This is a genomic window from Azospirillum sp. TSO35-2 (assembly GCF_003116095.1).
Lineage (GTDB): Bacteria > Pseudomonadota > Alphaproteobacteria > Azospirillales > Azospirillaceae > Azospirillum.
The window spans coordinates 311,855-327,481 of the sequence record NZ_LGRA01000021.1 but is presented as its reverse complement, the minus strand read 5'-3'; the positions used below and the strand labels follow the sequence as shown (position 1 = coordinate 327,481).

Genomic DNA, 15,627 nt, shown 5'->3' with positions numbered 1-15,627 from the left:
CGGCGGGACGGAAAGCCCGCCGGCCGTTCCGGCCCTGTTCCAACGCCCGACACCCTAGCGGCTGAGGGGGCGGATTTCCAGCCTCCGCGACGTTCTTCAATGGTTTCACCGGCAGTCGAGCTGGAGCGGTGTCTTCGGTTCCTCGATCACCCGGCCGCGCGGGTCGGTTTCCAGCGTCAGGGTGCAGCGGCGGGCGTGGCGCGGCAGGTCGATGGCCAGCGTCGCCTGGGTGTTGCGGTAGCGGCAGACCAGGATGATGTTCTCGCGCCGGGCCGCGTCGAAGGTCCAGACCTGGACCAGGCTGCGCCCGCGCGGCGTCTCGTGGTCGGGGGCGAGCGTGGCGGGGGCGGCGCTGGTCATCTGGGTGGCGCGGTCGCCTTCCACCAGCGTGATGCCGGTCAGGCTGTGGGTGTCCTTGCCGGGGTAGGGCGACCAGCCGCCGGGGGCCTCCGGCTGCGCCTGCACCGTCAGGGTCTGCGGGCATTGCAGCGCGGCGGCGAGCGCCGGAGTCGCGACGCCGGAGGTCAGGCCCAGCGTGAGCGCGGCGGTGACAAGGATGGGACGCATGGCAGGCTCCTCGGAAGGCGGTGCGGCAGGAAGGCGGTGCGGCAGGAAGGCGGTGCGGCAGGCTTGAGGGACGGGCGTCGGCGCCGCCGGCCGCGGCGCTTTGGACCGTTTGGGCGATTGCGGCCCGGACGGCAGGGTGCCACTGTGCGCCGCCCCGTGTCGCAGGATGGACGTCGTCACCATGGCCCGCAAGGCGCCTTCGAAGGCCAGCAAGCCGCGCATTCCGCCCCTTCTCTCCAACCCCTTCGTCCTGGCGCTCGCCGCGGTCGTCGCGGTGTTCGCCGTGGCCATCGGCGTGTCGACGCTGACCGGCGGTCGCAGCGGCCGTGGGGGTGAGACGGCGCGCGTTCCGCAGGCCACCCAGCAGGCTGCGGTCCAGTCGCCCGCGGTCCCGCCGCTGCCGGCGGCGAAGACCGACGCCCCGGCCCCGGCGGCCCCGGCGGCCGCGCAACCGGCGTCCCCGCCGTCCGCCGCGGGGGGAACCGGGCCGGAGGCGGCGACGGTGGTGCCGGACGGACCGGCCCAGCGCCCGGCCGCGACGACCGTCGCGATGCTGCCACCGCCGGTGCCGCCCGCCATCGCGCCGGTGCAGCCGCCCGCCGGCAACGCCGCGCTGTGGCGCCGGAACGCCCTGCCGATGACGGTGCCGCCGGGCAAGCCGATGATCGCCATCGTCGTCGACGACATGGGGCTGGACCGCAAACGCTCGACGCGGATGGCCGGGCTGCACGGGCCGCTGACCCTGTCCTGGCTGCCCTACGCCCGCGACCTGTCGGCGCAGAGCCGCGCCGCCCGCGCCAACGGGCACGAACTGATGCTGCACATGCCGATGGAGCCCAGCGTCCACGCCGATCCGGGGCCCAACGCGCTGCTGGTCTCGCTGGACAAGGGCGAGGTGATGCGGCGGTTCCGCGCCGCGCTGGACAGCTTCGACGGCTATGTCGGGGTGAACAACCACATGGGCAGCCGCTTCACCGCCGACCGGGCGCAACTGGCGCCGGTGCTGGCGGAACTCCATCGCCGCGGCCTGCTGTGGCTCGACAGCCGGACGACGCCCAACAGCGCCGGCCTTGGCCTTGCCCAGGAGTTGAAGATGCCCTGGGTCGGCCGCGACGTCTTCCTCGACAACGAGGAGACGGTGGCCGCCGTCCGCGCCCAGTTGGCCAAGGTGGAGCAGGTCGCCAAGCACCAGGGTTACGCCGTCGCCATCGGTCATCCGCACGATGCGACAATCGAAGCCCTGGCATCCTGGCTGCCGGAGGTGCAAAAGCGTGGCTTCGTTCTGGTCCCGGTCAGCGCGGTGGTGCGCACGCACCACGCCGGCGGTTGATCCCGGGGCCCGAATTCCGGGTCTGAGGGAGTCGTGACGATGGCGGATGCGTATAAGGCGGATGCGTACAGGGTGGACGGGATGACCTGCGGCGGCTGCGCCCGATCGGTCTCCAACGCGATCACCAAGGCGGCGCCCGACGCCGTGGTGACGGTGGATCTGGCCGCCGGCACGGTGATGGTGAAAGGCGACATCGCCGCCGACACCGTCCGCGCGGCGGTCGAGGCCGCCGGCTTCGATTTCGGCGGCCCCGCCTGACCGAAGCCGCCGACCGGTTTCTGGTGCGGTGCAACAAAACCGTTTTCCTGGTAGGGCTATTGCGGGATACTCGGCGGACCAGCCCCTTGTCCGCACCGTCCCGCGAGGTCCCGATGCCGCTCTATTCCTTCCGCTGCAAAGCCTGCGACCACGGCTTCGAAACCCTGGTCCGCTCCACCGACACGCCGGTCTGCCCGTCCTGCGGCAGCGCCGAGCTGGCCCGCCTGCTGTCCAATGTGGCAGCGGAGGGCAAGTCGGGCGCCATCATCCAGGGCGCCCGCAAGATGGCGGCGCGGGAGGGGCATTTCAGCAACTACAGCCGGTCGGAACGGCCGAAGGGCTGATGGGGAAGGGGGCGGCGGCGACCGCCCCTACGCCGTCCCCCTACCGCCGCAGGTCGCGGTCGAGGTTCGGCTCTGCCCGCTCGCTGGTCAGCCGAACGCGATAGACCTGCACGGCCTCCATCACGCGCTGGACGTAGTTGCGCGTTTCGGAGATCGGGATCAGCTCGATCCAGTCGACCACGTCGACCGCCTCGGTGCGCGGGTCGCCGTAGGTCTGAATCCATTGGCGCACCCGGTTGGGCCCGGCGTTGTAGCCGGCGATGGCCAGCACCCACGATCCGTTGAAGCGGTCGATCAGCTCGGCCAGATAGGCCGAGCCGAGCGTGACGTTGTAGCCGGGGTCGGCGGTCAGCCGGGCGTTGGTGTGCTTCAGCCCCAGCTTGGTCGCCACCAGCTGCGCCGTCGTCGGCATCAGCTGCATCAGTCCGCGCGCCCCGGCCGACGAGACGATCTGCGGGTTGAAGGTGCTCTCCTGCCGGATGATGCCGTGGACCAGCGCCAATTCCGGCGACGGCGGGCGGAAGTCGATCATCGGGTAGCCGGCCTCGACCAGGAACACGTCGTTCTGGGCGGCGTCCTTGGCCGCGGCGACGGCGAGGTCGCGGCGCCCCAGTTCGCTGCCCAGCCGGGCGGCCAGCGCGTAATCGGCCGGCGTCTTGGCGCTCAGGCTGATGCGGCGGACGAAGCTGGTCACCCGGTCGTCGCCGCCGCCGATCTCCGCCAGCAGGCGGGCGACGCGCACCAGCTCGCGCCGGTCGAAGGCCGCCGCCTCCGATTGGGGAACGGCGGGCGGCGCGGGCAGGGTGACGGCGCCCCCGGAGACATGGCGGGCGGCGAGCTGACCGTAGAAGGTCGTCGGGTAGGTCGCCGCCTTGCCGTACCACTCGCGCGCCGGCGCGGACTGGCCGAGCGCCTCGGCCGCGCGGCCGCACCAATAGGCGCCGCGGGCCTTGCTGATCGGCGCGGTGACCGAGCGGTAGAGCTTGTGGAAATGCGCGAAGGCTTCCGACGGCTTGTCGAGGAAGCGCAGCGCCAGGAAGCCCGACAGGAACTCGGCGTCGGCGAAGGCGCTGCCCTCGCTCATGCCGTTGGCGCTGACCAGCCGGTAGGCGAGGTTGTGGTCACCGCGCTCCATGGCGCGCCGGGCCAGCAGGTGGCGTTCCGACCACCAGGATTGCGGACGGCCCATGTCCTGGCCGGCCCGGGCGATGATCTCCAGCGCGCCCGAATCGTCGCCCTTGCGCCGCAGGTAGCGGGCACGGTCGAACATCAGGCCGGGATCGTCGCGCAGCGACGGGGTGACGCGCGACAGCGCCGCCTCGGCCCCGGCGCTGTCGCCATCCAGCGCGATGCGCGCTTCGATCAGCGTGTCGTAGGCGTCGTCGAAGAAGGGCAGCATCCGGCGGACCGGCCCGTCCTGCCTGGCCCACAGCAGCCGGTCGATGCGCGCCTTGTGGTCCTGCTGGCGCAGGTAGGGCGTGTAGTGGGCGAGGAAGGTCGCCTCCTCGTCCGGGGTGAAGGTGGCGTCGGCCCACTGCTTGCGGATCAGCGGGGTGGCGCGCTCGGCGCTGCCGGTGGCGATCAGCGCGTCGGCGTAGCGGACGAAGCCGTCGTTGGTCAGCGGCGGGTACAGCCGGAACCACTCCGTCACCTCGGCCGGCGGCAGGTCGGGCATCGCCATCTCGGCCTGCTTGCGCAGGCCGTTCTGGTTGGGCCAGTCCGGGTTGTCGCGCAGGAAGGCGGCGATGTCGGCGAAGCTGCCGCCGCCGGGGCTGGCCAGCGCCATCCAGCGGATCACCTTGGCCGGCAGCGGGTCGCGGGCCTGGGCCGCCGCGGCCTGCGCGTCGACCAGCCTTTCGTCATCGGCCAGCTTGAAGGCGTCGCGGTAGATCGCGATGTCCTGCGGGCTGAGCAGCGCCGCCGTGGCGGGAAGCGCGCCGGGCAGGCCGGCGAAAAGGGTCAGGAGACCCGCGAAAACAGTGGTCCGGGCGCTCTTGCCCAGGGCGGCGGGGAGGGATAATGTGCGCAACTCTTTTTTCCAGCTAAGCCGACTGAGGAGGCAGCCATGTTCCACGGTTCCATCGTCGCCCTCGTGACTCCGTTCAAGGGCGGGAAAGTGGACGAGAAGGCCTTCCAGTCCTTTGTGGAGTGGCAGGTCGCCCAGGGCACCCACGGTCTGGTCCCCTGCGGCACCACCGGCGAGTCGCCGACGCTGTCCCACGACGAGCACAACCGTGTCGTCGAGCTGTGCATCGAGGCGGCCGGCGGCAAGGTGCCGGTGATGGCCGGCACCGGCTCCAACTCGACCGAGGAGGCGATCGCGCTGACCCGCCACGCCCGCCAAGCGGGCGCGCAGGCGGCGCTCGTGGTCACGCCCTACTACAACAAGCCAACTCAAGAGGGTCTGTACCAGCATTTCAAGGCGATCCATGACGCGGCGGACTTGCCGATCTTCATTTACAACATTCCGGGCCGCAGTGTCGTGGATATGTCTGTGGCGACGATGGCCCGGCTGGCGAAGCTGCCGAACATCGTCGGCGTGAAGGACGCGACCGCCGATCTGGCCCGCCCGGCCCGCATGGCGGTGGAAGCCGGCCCGGACTTCATCCAGCTGTCGGGCGAGGACGTGACCGCGCTGGCGTTCAACGCCCAGGGCGGCGTCGGCTGCATCTCGGTCACCGCCAACATCGCGCCGGGCCTGTGCTCGGCAATGCAGAACGCCTGGGCGGCGGGCAACCTGACCGAAGCCTATCGCCTGCGCGACCTGCTGACCCCGCTGCATGATTCCATGTTCGTGGAGAGCAACCCGGTCCCGGTGAAGTTCGCCGCCAGCCTGTTGGGCCTGTGCAGCGACGAGGTGCGGCTGCCGCTGGTCGCCGCGTCCGACGCCGCCCGCGCCACCGTGCGCGGTGCCCTGACCAAAGCCGGCCTGTTGTCGTAAGGCACGGCCCAGGTCCTTAAGGAGAGAGCATTGTCCCCGCGCGACCAGGAAGTTAAGAAATACGCGGCGCAGAACCGCCGCGCGCGGTTCGACTTCTTCATCGACGACGTCCTGGAGGCCGGCATCATGCTGACCGGGACCGAGGTGAAATCGCTGCGGGGCGGCCGCGCCAGCGTGAACGAGGCCTATGCCGGCCTGAAGGGTGGGGAGCTGTACCTGTTCAACGCGTACATCCCCGAATATCTCCAGGCCGGCCGCTGGCTGCAGCACGAGCCGAAACGCCCGCGCAAGCTGCTGATCCGTCGCCGCGAACTCGACAAGCTGGCGGCCGGCATCAAGCAGAAGGGCGTGACGCTGATCCCGATGTCGGTCTATTTCAACGACCGCGGCATGGCCAAGGTCGAGATCGGCGTCGCCACCGGCAAGAAGAAGCACGACAAGCGTGAAACCGAGAAAGAACGCAGTTGGCAGCGCGACAAGGCGCGGCTGATGCGCGACAAGGGCTGACCCGGGTGGCACGTCTCGACAACCGGGCCACGGACCGCGACTCCACCGTCGCCGCCGTGGCCGCCGAAGCCCTGTCCGACATCCGTCCGCAGGGCCGCATCCTGGTCGCCTTCGACAGCGACGGCGTCATCGCCGAGGCGCTGCGCGACGGCGGGGCGGAGGTGGTCGCCTGGAACCGGCTGGCCACCGGTGGGCAGTACGCCACGCCCTGGCCGGCGGAGGGTGCCTTCGACGGCGCCGTCCTGCGGCTGCCGCGCGGCTGGGCCGGCTTCGACATGGCGCTGCACGCGCTGGCGTCGCGACTGTCGCCGGGAGCGCCGCTGTGGATCGCCGGCGGCAACGACGAGGGGATCACCAGCGCGTCGAAGCATCTCGACGGGCTGGTCACCGATCCGGAAACGCTGATCATCAAGCGCCGCGCCCGCCTGCTCCAGACCGGCCGGACCAACGCGCCGGCGAAGGGCGAGTTGGAGGACTGGCGGCAGACCGTCACGGTGACGCTGCCGGACCGGACGCTGGAGCTGGTGTCCTACCCCGGCCTGTTCGCCCACGGCCACCTCGACGCCGGCACGGAGTGCCTGCTGCGGGTGCTGCCGGAGGTCGCGGCCGGCACCCGCGTGCTGGATTTCGGCTGCGGCGCCGGGGTGATCGCCCGCGCGGTGCAGGAACGCCAGCCCGACGCGCCGCTGACCCTGCTGGACATCGACGCGGTGGCGCTGCACGCCGCCCGCCAGAACGTCCCCGGCGCCGAACTGGTGCTGAGCGACGGCCTGTCGGGTCTGGGCGCCCGCGAACGCTTCGGCCTGATCCTGTCCAACCCGCCGCTCCACCGTGGCAAGGACGAGGATTTCGGCATGCTCGACGCGCTGGTGACGGGGACCAAGCAGTACCTGAAGCTGCGCGGCGCGCTGGTCGCGGTGACCCAGCGCACCGCGGGCGTCGGCAAGCTGTTCAAGACCGCCTTCGGCCACAGCGAGATGCTGCTGGAAACCCCGCAGTTCCAGGTGTGGTCGGGGACGCCGAAGTAAGCGCCGACACTGCCCCCACCCCAACCCTCCCCCGCTTCGCAGGGGAGGGAGCAAGTGCTTGTTCGGGAGAGTGGCGGCAATCCCTCCCCCGCCCAGCGGGGGAGGATAGGTGGGGGTCTAACGTCAGCCTATTGGCGACTTACGCGTTCAACCCCTTCATCCCCTCCGCCGTGTAGCGGTCGCCGGCCGCGGCGCCCGGCGGCAGGGCGTCGCTCAGCGCCTTCACCTCCGCATCGGTCAGTGTCACCGCGGCGGCACCGACATTCTCCTCCAGATACTTGATCCGCTTGGTGCCGGGGATCGGCAGGATGTCCGGGCCCTGGGCCAGCAGCCAAGCCAGCGCGACCTGACCGGGGGTGCAGCTCTTCTGCGCCGCGAGCGCCTTCACCGACTCGACCAGGTGAAGATTGCGGTCGAGGTTGCCCTCGGCGAAGCGGGGAGAGATGCGGCGGAAGTCGTTTTCGGCGAGCTGGTCGCGGTTGCTCACCGTCCCGGTCAGCATGCCGCGGCCGAGCGGCGCGTAGGCGACCAGCGACACCCCCAACTCCCGGCAGGCCGGCAACACCGACTCCTCGACGTCGCGGGTCCACAACGAATATTCGCTCTGCACCGCGGCGATCGGATGGACCGCGTGGGCGCGGCGGAGCGTGGCGGCCGACACCTCCGACAGGCCGAGCGCCCGGACCTTGCCGGCCTTGACCAGATCCGCCATCGCGCCGACGGTTTCTTCGACTGGGGTGTCGGGGTTCAGGCGGTGGGCGTAATAGAGGTCGATGGTCTCCACCCCCAGCCGCTTCAGCGACGCGTCGCAGGCCTGCCGCACATAGGCGGCGCTGGTGTCGATGCGCCGGGCGTAGTCACCGGGCTGGCGGACGATGCCGAACTTGGTGGCGACCACCACCCGGTCGCGCTTGCCGGCCAGGAAACGGCCGAGCAGCGTCTCGTTGTGGCCGGCGCCGTACATGTCGGCGGTGTCGTACAGCGACACCCCCAGCTCCAACGCCCGTTCCAGAGTCGCCAGGGACTGGGCGTCGTCGGTCGGGCCGTAGAACTCCGACATGCCCATGCAGCCGAGACCGATCTCCGCGACGGGCAAAACTCCACCGATGTTGCGCTGTTTCATCGCTTTCCCTCTCCCGTGCCGCGGCCGGGCGCATTACCCTGGGAGCCGTCGGCAACAAATACACTACACTGTGCAGTGTACTTCGGGGATGGGGAATGTCAACAGCTCAGGCGGGTGCGCGCGGATCGGCCAAACGGGACGCGGTGGTGGAGGCGGCGACCAGCGCCTTCCTGACGCACGGGTACGAGGCGTCGTCGATGGACGCCATCGCCGCCGACGCCGGGGTGTCGAAACGCACCGTCTACAACCATTTCCCTGGCAAGCGCGACCTGTTCCAGGCCGTGGTGTCCCGCCTCTATGAAGGCTTCTACACCGACGGCGGACTGACCATGCCGCCGGACCAGCCGCCGGAGCAGGCGTTGCCGGCCTTCCTGCGGTCGCTGCTCATCCACATGCGCCGGCCGGAGGTGCGCGGGCTGCTGCGGCTGGTGATCGCCGAGCACCAGCGCTTTCCCGAACTGGCGCAGGACTATCTGGAGGGCGGCAAGAGCCACGCCTACGCGCTGCTCGACGGCTATCTGGCGGCGCAGCACGCGCGCGGCCGGCTGAACGCGCCCGACCCGCATGTGGTGGCGACCCAACTGCTGGGTGGCATCAAGGAGGTGCTGTTCTGGCCGACCATGCTCGGCCTGCCGGTGACCGCCGACCCGGAGCGGGTGGTCGCCGACTCGGTCGCGGCGCTGCTGCGCGCCCATGGCACCGCCGCCGGTGGTGGCGTGGTCAGCCGCCCCGCAGACCCGACGGATTGACCCCGGTCGATTCCCGGATCCGCCGCGCGAAGTGGGAACGGTTGGCGTAGCCGCAGGCTTCCGCCGCCTCCTGCACGCTGAGACCCTCGCGTTCCAGCAGGTCGCGGGCGTGGGCGACCCGTTCCTCCGTCAGGATGCGGCGGACGGAACTGCCCTCGTCCGACAGGCGGCGGCGCAGCGTGCCGGTGCTGAGATTCAGCGCGCCGGCCACCCCCTCCGCCGTCCAGGCGTGGTCGGGTCGGGTGCGCACCAACTGGCGCACGGCGTCGGCGGCGCCGGTCGGCGCGATGGGGCCGAGCCACCACACGCCATCCTCCAGCAGGGCGAGCAGCACCTCCATGCAGCGATGCTGGGCCAGCTTGGGCGGCAGGGCCGGGTCGGCGGTCAGGCCGGCGGCGGCGTGGTCGATGGCGTCGGTCAGCCCCGGCGTGAGGGTGACCCGCCATTCCCCCGGCCGGGCGCGCGGGCCCAAGCCCTCGGTGCCATGGGCCCGCAGCAGCCGGCGCACCATGTCGGCGGGAAACTCCAGCACCAGGGCGCGGTAGCGGCCGCCGTCGCTGGGCTCGTTCACCACCGATCCCAACCAGCCCGGCGGCAGCAGCATGGCCGTGCCGGTGGGAAAGCGCCGCAGCGTGCCGGAGGGATCGACGACCTCCTTGGTGCCCTCCAGCACGGCGATCAGGGCGGTGCGCTCGATCCGCACGTCGGCCATCCGCTCGCGGTCGTGGGCGACGAAGGACCACAGCGCCGGGCGCTGCGGCCGGTCGCTTCCGTCCGGGCGATGGTCGCGGGCGGCGAAGCGGGACAGGCGAGCGAGGAGGTCGGGACCCATGGCGATCACTCTACGGTCGCCGCCGCGGCGCGATCAACGGCCATAGCGGGCGGTCAGCGTCGCCTTGGCGATGGTGGCAGCGTTCAGGTTGAAGCCGACCATGGCGCCGGAGGCGTCGGCCGGCAGCGGCAGCGACTCGACCTTGAGGGCATGGACGGTGACGATGTAGCGGTGCGGCGTGTCGCCCTGCGGCGGGCAGGGGCCGCCATAGCCGGGGCCGCCGAAATCGGTGCGGCTCTGCACCGCGCCAGCCGGCAGGGCCGGCTTGGCCGGGTCGCCGGCGCCGGCCGGCAGAGCGCGGGTCTGGACCGGCAGGTTGAACACCACCCAATGCCACCAGCCGCTGCCGGTCGGCGCGTCGGGGTCGTAGACGGTGGCGGCGAGGCTGCGGGTGCCGGCGGGCGGCTCGCTCCAACTCAGGGTCGGCGACTGGTTGCCGCCGGTGCAGCCAAATCCGGCGAAGACATTGCGCTCCGGGATCGGGGTGTTGGCGGTGAAGTCGGGGCTGCGCAGCTCGAACGCCATCGCGGGCGTGGCGGCCGACAGCAGGGCGGCGGTCAGCAGGGCGGTGCGAATCGGGGCCATCGGGAAGGTCTCCATCCATGACGGGATGGCCGAACGATACGGGGCCGCGGATCGCTCCGCGGCCCCGATCTGCTCAAAGACGATCCGGAACTGTTCAGTTCCGCCCGGCTCAGCCCTGCCGCAACAGCTTGGCCGCGTCGACGGCGCCGTAGGTCAGGATGGCGTCGCAGCCGGCGCGCTTGAAGCCCATCAGGGTCTCCAGCAGCGCCTTGTCGTAGTTCAGCCAGCCGTTGCCGGCGGCGGCGCGCAGCATCGCGTATTCCCCCGAGACATGGTAGGCGAAGGTCGGCACCGCAAAGGCGTCCTTCACCCGGCGGATGATGTCGAGATAGGGCAGGCCGGGCTTCACCATCACCATGTCGGCGCCCTCCTGCAGGTCGCAGGCGACTTCGCGCAGCGCCTCGTCGGTGTTGGCCGGGTTCATCTGGTAGGTCGTCTTGTCGCCCTTCAGGAACCCGCCGGAGTTCACCGCGTCGCGGAACGGGCCGTAGAAGGCCGACGCGTATTTGGCGGCGTAGGAGCAGATGCGGACGAGCTGGTGCCCTTCGGCGTCCAGCCGGTCGCGGATCGCGCCGATGCGGCCGTCCATCATGTCGGACGGGGCGATGATGTCGACGCCGGCTTCCGCCTGCGACAGCGCTTGGCGGACCAGGACCTCGACCGTCTCGTCGTTCTGGATGTAGCCGTCGCGCAGGATGCCATCATGGCCGTGGCTGGTGTAGGGGTCGAGCGCCACGTCGCCCAGGATGCCGACGTCGGGCGCCGCCGCCTTCACCGCGCGGATGGCGCGGTTCATCAGGTTGTCCCGGCGATAGGCTTCGGCCGCGTCCTCAGACTTGCAGTCGGAGCCGACGACCGGGAACAGCGCGACGCAGGGAATCCCGAGCGAGCCGGCCTGCGCCACCGCTTCGCACAGCAGGTCGATGGTCAGGCGCTCGACGCCGGGCATGGAAGCCACCGGCTCCCGCCGGTTTTCGCCTTCGATCACGAAGACCGGCCAGATCAGGTCGTCGACGGTCAGGGTGTTCTCGGCGACCAGACGGCGCGTCCAGGCGTCGGCACGGTTGCGCCGCAGACGGGTGCGCGGGAAGGAGGCGGGCAGGGAGATCGGCATCGCGGAAACCATGCACTTAGTACGAGTGCGGCGATCCTACGCCTTCCCGCAGAGGGAACTCAAGCCGTTGGGCCGTGCCCGGCACCTTCGGACCACCGGCTGCTGCGTTGCATGCGTCTCATGCCGCCGGACTTTCCGCCGCGCCCCCGGCTGCGCCCGCCACTGCGCCCAGGGACCGTCCGGCGACCGGACGGAATCCGGTGTCCTGCGCCTGCAGCGCCCAGCGCTGCCCGTGCTTGCGGTAGGTCGACACCAGCCCGCCGGTGAAGAAGGCCCCCTCCCACGACCGCACCTCGAAGGTCACCTGCGGCTGGTCGACGGTGATCAGGTTGTAGGCGTTGGCCTCGTTGCGCAGGCGGGTCGAGGTGGCGGTGGAGGCCTGGGCGACCAGGATCGACCGGGCGACCTGGGTGTGGAAGCTCATGATGTCGCCGGAGTAGGCCTTGTGCAGGTGGCCGGCCAGCAGCAGATCGACGCCGCAATGCTCCAACGCCGGCAGCACCAGCTTATGCCGGCCGACCAGCCGGGTGCGGGGCAGGTCGGGTGGCGGCAGGAACGGGTGGTGGGTGAACAGCACCTTGAACACGGTGTCGGGCATGTCGCAGAACACCTCGCGCACCCGTTCGATCTGCCGGTGGTTCATCCGCCCTTCGGAGAAGTCCATGATCACCGGCCGCGCCGTGTTGATGCCCAGCACCGCCAGCTCATCGTCGACGTGCAGCGGGCTGAAATCGCTGCTGATGTAGCGGCGGTAATGGCCGAACGGGTTGGTGAAGCGGCGGAACACATTGTAAACCGGGATGTCATGATTTCCCGGTACGACCATGTAAGGAAAGGGCAATCGGTCGAGAAAGGCCCGCGCCTCCTCGAAGTGGCGCGGTTTGGCGCGCTGCACGAGATCGCCGGAGATGACGATCATGTCGGGGCTCTGCGCCGTCAGGTCGGCCAGCAGCCCATCGACGACGCGTTGGTCGATCCGCCCGAAATGCAGGTCGGAGATGTGAGCGAGCCGTTTCACGCCAACCTCATCCGTTGTCTCAAGAGGGCGCCAGAACCTTCAGTGCTCCCGGACGAATCCGGTAATGCAGCGGTGCCACCATCTTCCGGACCTCGCCGTCGTTGACCATCCGCAGATGATGGCGGCGGCTGTGGACGGTCAGGCTGGTGACCGCGTAAGTGTCCAGCGCCTCGTCCTGCTTCCAGGACCCGGCGACCAGACGCCCCATCAACCGCAGCATCGCCAAGGCGTTCCGTTCCCGCGCCACATAGACGCCCAGTTTTCCGGCGTCCAGCGCCTGCCGGCTCAGGATCAGCCCGAATCCGTCGTCATAGACGTTGTTGGACACCACCAGGATCGGCGTCCGCATGCGGCGCGGCCCGTCGCCCCAATCGAGCCGGACGTCGAGCATCGGCAGCCGATAGAGCGTCTTGGCCAGTGCCAGCGCCGCGCCCGGCCATTTCAGCAGCCGGTGCTGCTTGCGCTGGCGTTCGCGCTCCTGGACGACCGACGGGTAGAAACCGAGGATCGAGCTGTTGGTGTAGGGCTCGCCATTCACCTCGGCGATGTCGATGGCACGCAACCGCCCCTCCGCCAGCGCCTGGGCCGCGGCCTCAAGCTCAAGTGGAATATGAAGATCACGCGCCAACAGGTTGAGGCTTCCCAGGGGAAGGACGCCCAGCGCCTTGCCGGTCGGCAGCGCCAGCGTGACCGCACTGTGCAGCGTCCCGTCGCCGCCGCCAACCACGACCATCTCGGCGTCCGAGTCCAGCACCCGGCGAATCGTCTCGGTGCATTGCGGTCCGTCGACCGCGTGCAGATCCACCGTGGCGCCGTGGCGTTCGAAGGCGGTGCGGATCGTCTCCTTGGCCGCGTCGATCGGCCGACCGACCAGCGATCCGGCCTGTTGGTTCAGGATGATGCCGACCTTCATGATCGGGGCCGCGGCGTCAGGGAAACAGGCATCGGCGTCGGGCTTTCGTTGGGATGGATCGACAACAGATGTGAGCGTGGGCGCAACGGTCCAAGAGGCGCGATGTTCCTTTTGCCGGCGCGGCCCGATGGTTGCGCAGCGCCTGAACATCCGCATCCGTATGGTTGGTTTGACAGCGCCGCACGGTCCCGTATCATCGGCGCCGGTCGGCTCCCGTGCCGCCGCAAGGCCCCTTGTGGGCGCTTGCGATCGGGGACCGGCCCGCCACCGCCCGAAGCCACAACGATAACCGAGAAAAACCAAGACGATGAGCGACGCTGCTGAGATTCTGTTCGAACGTCGGGGCGCCATCGGCCTCGTCACGCTCAACCGGCCGAAGGCGCTGAACGCGCTCACCCTCGGCATGATCCGGCTGTTCGATCCGCAGCTGCGGGCCTGGGACGCCGATCCGGCGGTCAAGGCCGTGGTGATTCGCGGCGCGGGCGAGAAGGCCTTCTGCGCCGGCGGCGACGTCGTCAGCCTGTACGAGGCCGGCAAGGCGGCCAAGCAGGGGACGGGCGACGGGGCGCCGATCCGCGCCTTCTTCAGCGAGGAGTATGTGCTGAACCGCCGGATCAAGCGGTTGTCCAAGCCCTATGTCGCGCTGATCGACGGCATCTCCATGGGCGGCGGCGTCGGCCTGTCGGAGCACGGCACCCACCGCATCGTCACCGAACGCACGCTGTTCGCCATGCCGGAAACCGGGATCGGCCTCTATCCCGACGTCGGCGGCACCTACTTCCTGCCGCGCCTGCCGGGGCAGGTCGGCGTCTGGCTCGGCCTGACCGGCGACCGGCTGAAGGCGGCGGACATGCTGGCGATCGGCGCCGCCGACGCCTTCGTGCCCAGCGCCGGACTCGACGCGCTGATCGACGATCTGGCCGCCGGCACCCCGGCGGACGAGGTGGTCGCGGCCCGGCGCGGCGACGCCGGCGAGGCGGCGGTGACCGCGGTCCGCGCGGCGGTCGACCGCTGCTACGCCTTCGACAGCGTGGAGGCCATCGTCACGGCGCTGGAGGCGGAGGGCACCGACTGGGCCGCCGGCCAGCTCGCCACGCTGCGCCGGGTGTCGCCGACCAGCCTGAAGATCACGCTGGCGGCGCTGCGCCGCGGGGCCAAGCTGGATTTCGAAGGCTGCATGGTCCAGGAACTGCGCCTCAGTCTCGCCTGCTTGGCCGGCGACGACTTCTACGAGGGCATCCGTGCGGTTCTGGTCGACAAGGACAAGAATCCGGCATGGAAGCCGGCCAGTCTGGCCGATGTCGGCCCGTCCGACGTGGAGCGTCATTTCGCCGAGCCGGCGGGCGGCGACCTGGTGTTCCGCGACTGAATCACACCGCCGGCCAGTCCCGCATAGGTCGTAAGTTAATACCACCCCACCCGTTCCTGAACGTTCGGGTGGGGGAAACCTATAAATCTGCAAGGAAACACCGGTTGTGCATGGCTTTTTCCGGAATTATTAGGATGATTGCCGACGAATGATCGGTTAATCTCGCCCTAAGGTCCCGGTAACGTCCTTGCGCGGGGAACGGCCGGTTAGAGCCAAAGGAGACCGCGGTGCGCAAACCCTATTACGAAAGCATCCTGTTGATTGAACGGCTTCACCGCCATTTTCTCGAGGTGCTTAAGACCGAGTTGGACCGGTTGGGGATCCAGGACATAAACAACGTCCAAAGCCTGATCCTGTACAACATCGGCGAAGATGAGATGACGGTCGGCGAACTGACCGCGCGTGGTTACTATCTGGGCTCCAACGTCTCCTACAACGTCAAGAAGATGGTCGAGAACGGCTATCTCGGCCAGGAACGTTCGCCGCACGACCGTCGGTCGGTGCGCGTCCGCCTGTCGGAGAAGGGTCTCGATCTGCGCGAAAAGATCAGCATCATGTTCGAACGTCACCTGACCGCCCTGGAAAAGGCCGGTTTCAGCGACGAGGAACTGACCAAGGCGAACGAAACCCTGCGCAAGCTGGAGCGCTTCTGGTCGGCTTCGCTCGATTACAGCGGCTTTCCGATGACCTCCGCGGCCTGACGCCGCGTTCTCGTTTCACCGTCAGACGGCCCCCGCGGTTTCCGGCTCCCGCGGGCGGCATCTCTGGCAACGCCTCTTCATCCGACTCCTGCAACGCCCTGCTGTTCGGGTGGTCGCAAGACGAAGGGGCAGCGCCAACCGAGCCGGCCTTTCCGTTTCTCAAAATCCGCATCCGACGGCCCATCACCCTCCGGTGCATCCCATTGGTGAACCATCCGGTGTGATCGCCTGTTGAGAAGGGTTTGCCT

At 69.7% G+C, this 15,627-nt stretch carries 17 protein-coding genes; 9 read left to right on the top strand and 8 right to left on the bottom strand.

Going from position 1 to position 15,627, the window contains the following annotated elements; translation table 11 throughout:
• Positions 1 to 105: 105 nt before the first annotated feature.
• Positions 106 to 567, bottom strand: coding sequence for an STY0301 family protein (locus TSO352_RS17690; protein ID WP_109108630.1), 462 nt, complete (start codon positions 565 to 567; stop codon positions 106 to 108).
• Positions 568 to 733: 166 nt separating this feature from the next.
• Here TSO352_RS17690 and TSO352_RS17685 point away from each other — a divergent pair, with 166 nt between their 5' ends.
• The 3 genes from TSO352_RS17685 to TSO352_RS17675 all read left to right on the top strand — a co-directional run bounded on the left by TSO352_RS17685 (position 734) and on the right by TSO352_RS17675 (position 2,499).
• On the top strand, positions 734 to 1,897 hold the full coding sequence (locus TSO352_RS17685; RefSeq protein ID WP_247872229.1) for a divergent polysaccharide deacetylase family protein: 1,164 nt from the start codon (positions 734 to 736) through the stop codon (positions 1,895 to 1,897).
• A gap of 39 nt (positions 1,898 to 1,936) precedes the next feature.
• The gene (locus TSO352_RS17680) at positions 1,937 to 2,155 is read left to right on the top strand and encodes a heavy metal-associated domain-containing protein (protein WP_109108628.1); all 219 of its coding nucleotides are present in this window, start codon (positions 1,937 to 1,939) and stop codon (positions 2,153 to 2,155) included.
• Positions 2,156 to 2,268: 113 nt separating this feature from the next.
• Complete coding sequence (locus tag TSO352_RS17675; protein WP_109108627.1) at positions 2,269 to 2,499, top strand: zinc ribbon domain-containing protein; 231 nt, start codon at positions 2,269 to 2,271, stop codon at positions 2,497 to 2,499.
• A 40-nt stretch (positions 2,500 to 2,539) separates the two neighbouring features.
• On the opposite strand, the gene TSO352_RS17670 is transcribed toward TSO352_RS17675, so the two are convergent.
• A complete protein-coding gene (locus tag TSO352_RS17670; protein ID WP_247872228.1) occupies positions 2,540 to 4,528 on the bottom strand; it encodes a lytic transglycosylase domain-containing protein in 1,989 nt (662 codons plus the stop codon).
• A 36-nt stretch (positions 4,529 to 4,564) separates the two neighbouring features.
• Between TSO352_RS17670 and dapA the strand changes: the two genes are divergently transcribed.
• The 3 genes from dapA to TSO352_RS17655 are packed head-to-tail and all read left to right on the top strand — an operon-like array spanning position 4,565 to position 6,975.
• The gene (gene dapA / locus TSO352_RS17665) at positions 4,565 to 5,440 is read left to right on the top strand and encodes a 4-hydroxy-tetrahydrodipicolinate synthase (RefSeq protein WP_109108625.1); all 876 of its coding nucleotides are present in this window, start codon (positions 4,565 to 4,567) and stop codon (positions 5,438 to 5,440) included.
• A gap of 30 nt (positions 5,441 to 5,470) precedes the next feature.
• On the top strand, positions 5,471 to 5,947 hold the full coding sequence (gene smpB / locus TSO352_RS17660) for an SsrA-binding protein SmpB (protein WP_109108624.1): 477 nt from the start codon (positions 5,471 to 5,473) through the stop codon (positions 5,945 to 5,947).
• A 5-nt stretch (positions 5,948 to 5,952) separates the two neighbouring features.
• Positions 5,953 to 6,975 carry a methyltransferase gene (locus TSO352_RS17655; protein ID WP_109108623.1) on the top strand — a complete coding sequence of 341 codons (1,023 nt, stop codon included), beginning with the start codon at positions 5,953 to 5,955 and terminating at the stop codon, positions 6,973 to 6,975.
• Positions 6,976 to 7,114: 139 nt separating this feature from the next.
• Here TSO352_RS17655 and TSO352_RS17645 read toward each other — a convergent pair whose 3' ends face one another.
• Entirely contained in the window at positions 7,115 to 8,098 is a 984-nt protein-coding gene (locus tag TSO352_RS17645; protein WP_109108622.1) for an aldo/keto reductase, read from the bottom strand.
• A gap of 95 nt (positions 8,099 to 8,193) precedes the next feature.
• On the opposite strand from TSO352_RS17645, the gene TSO352_RS17640 reads away from it, so the two are divergent.
• Complete coding sequence (locus tag TSO352_RS17640; RefSeq protein ID WP_109108621.1) at positions 8,194 to 8,847, top strand: TetR/AcrR family transcriptional regulator; 654 nt, start codon at positions 8,194 to 8,196, stop codon at positions 8,845 to 8,847.
• Here the strand turns inward: TSO352_RS17640 and TSO352_RS17635 are convergent.
• From TSO352_RS17635 to TSO352_RS17615, 5 genes are all read right to left on the bottom strand, one after another.
• On the bottom strand, positions 8,819 to 9,679 hold the full coding sequence (locus TSO352_RS17635; RefSeq protein ID WP_109108620.1) for a helix-turn-helix transcriptional regulator: 861 nt from the start codon (positions 9,677 to 9,679) through the stop codon (positions 8,819 to 8,821). The two genes, TSO352_RS17640 and TSO352_RS17635, sit on opposite strands and share 29 nt — an antisense overlap.
• 33 nt (positions 9,680 to 9,712) lie before the next feature.
• Positions 9,713 to 10,204, bottom strand: a complete 492-nt coding sequence (locus TSO352_RS17630; protein ID WP_199231751.1) for a YbhB/YbcL family Raf kinase inhibitor-like protein — start codon at positions 10,202 to 10,204, stop codon at positions 9,713 to 9,715.
• Between the two features lie 169 nt (positions 10,205 to 10,373).
• The gene (gene hemB / locus TSO352_RS17625; RefSeq protein ID WP_247872227.1) at positions 10,374 to 11,378 is read right to left on the bottom strand and encodes a porphobilinogen synthase; all 1,005 of its coding nucleotides are present in this window, start codon (positions 11,376 to 11,378) and stop codon (positions 10,374 to 10,376) included.
• 118 nt (positions 11,379 to 11,496) lie between these two features.
• Entirely contained in the window at positions 11,497 to 12,396 is a 900-nt protein-coding gene (locus TSO352_RS17620; RefSeq protein WP_109108617.1) for a metallophosphoesterase, read from the bottom strand.
• Positions 12,397 to 12,415: 19 nt separating this feature from the next.
• A complete protein-coding gene (locus TSO352_RS17615; RefSeq protein ID WP_109108616.1) occupies positions 12,416 to 13,309 on the bottom strand; it encodes a diacylglycerol kinase family protein in 894 nt (297 codons plus the stop codon).
• A 307-nt stretch (positions 13,310 to 13,616) separates the two neighbouring features.
• On the opposite strand from TSO352_RS17615, the gene TSO352_RS17610 reads away from it, so the two are divergent.
• Positions 13,617 to 14,678, top strand: a complete 1,062-nt coding sequence (locus TSO352_RS17610; protein WP_109108615.1) for an enoyl-CoA hydratase/isomerase family protein — start codon at positions 13,617 to 13,619, stop codon at positions 14,676 to 14,678.
• Between the two features lie 227 nt (positions 14,679 to 14,905).
• Positions 14,906 to 15,379: a MarR family winged helix-turn-helix transcriptional regulator gene (locus tag TSO352_RS17605; protein WP_109108614.1), complete on the top strand. Its 474-nt coding sequence runs from the start codon at positions 14,906 to 14,908 to the stop codon at positions 15,377 to 15,379.
• Positions 15,380 to 15,627: the final 248 nt, after the last annotated feature.

Coding starts and splice junctions, on each gene's coding strand:
- TSO352_RS17645 (WP_109108622.1), bottom strand. CDS start 8,098: ATGAAACAGCGCAACATCGGTGGAGTTTTGCCCGTCGCGGAGATCGGT.
- TSO352_RS17675 (WP_109108627.1), top strand. CDS start 2,269: ATGCCGCTCTATTCCTTCCGCTGCAAAGCCTGCGACCACGGCTTCGAA.
- TSO352_RS17685 (WP_247872229.1), top strand. CDS start 734: ATGGACGTCGTCACCATGGCCCGCAAGGCGCCTTCGAAGGCCAGCAAG.
- dapA (WP_109108625.1), top strand. CDS start 4,565: ATGTTCCACGGTTCCATCGTCGCCCTCGTGACTCCGTTCAAGGGCGGG.
- TSO352_RS17635 (WP_109108620.1), bottom strand. CDS start 9,679: ATGGGTCCCGACCTCCTCGCTCGCCTGTCCCGCTTCGCCGCCCGCGAC.
- TSO352_RS17630 (WP_199231751.1), bottom strand. CDS start 10,204: ATGGCGTTCGAGCTGCGCAGCCCCGACTTCACCGCCAACACCCCGATC.
- TSO352_RS17610 (WP_109108615.1), top strand. CDS start 13,617: ATGAGCGACGCTGCTGAGATTCTGTTCGAACGTCGGGGCGCCATCGGC.
- TSO352_RS17615 (WP_109108616.1), bottom strand. CDS start 13,309: ATGAAGGTCGGCATCATCCTGAACCAACAGGCCGGATCGCTGGTCGGT.
- hemB (WP_247872227.1), bottom strand. CDS start 11,378: ATGCCGATCTCCCTGCCCGCCTCCTTCCCGCGCACCCGTCTGCGGCGC.
- TSO352_RS17690 (WP_109108630.1), bottom strand. CDS start 567: ATGCGTCCCATCCTTGTCACCGCCGCGCTCACGCTGGGCCTGACCTCC.
- TSO352_RS17680 (WP_109108628.1), top strand. CDS start 1,937: ATGGCGGATGCGTATAAGGCGGATGCGTACAGGGTGGACGGGATGACC.
- TSO352_RS17640 (WP_109108621.1), top strand. CDS start 8,194: ATGTCAACAGCTCAGGCGGGTGCGCGCGGATCGGCCAAACGGGACGCG.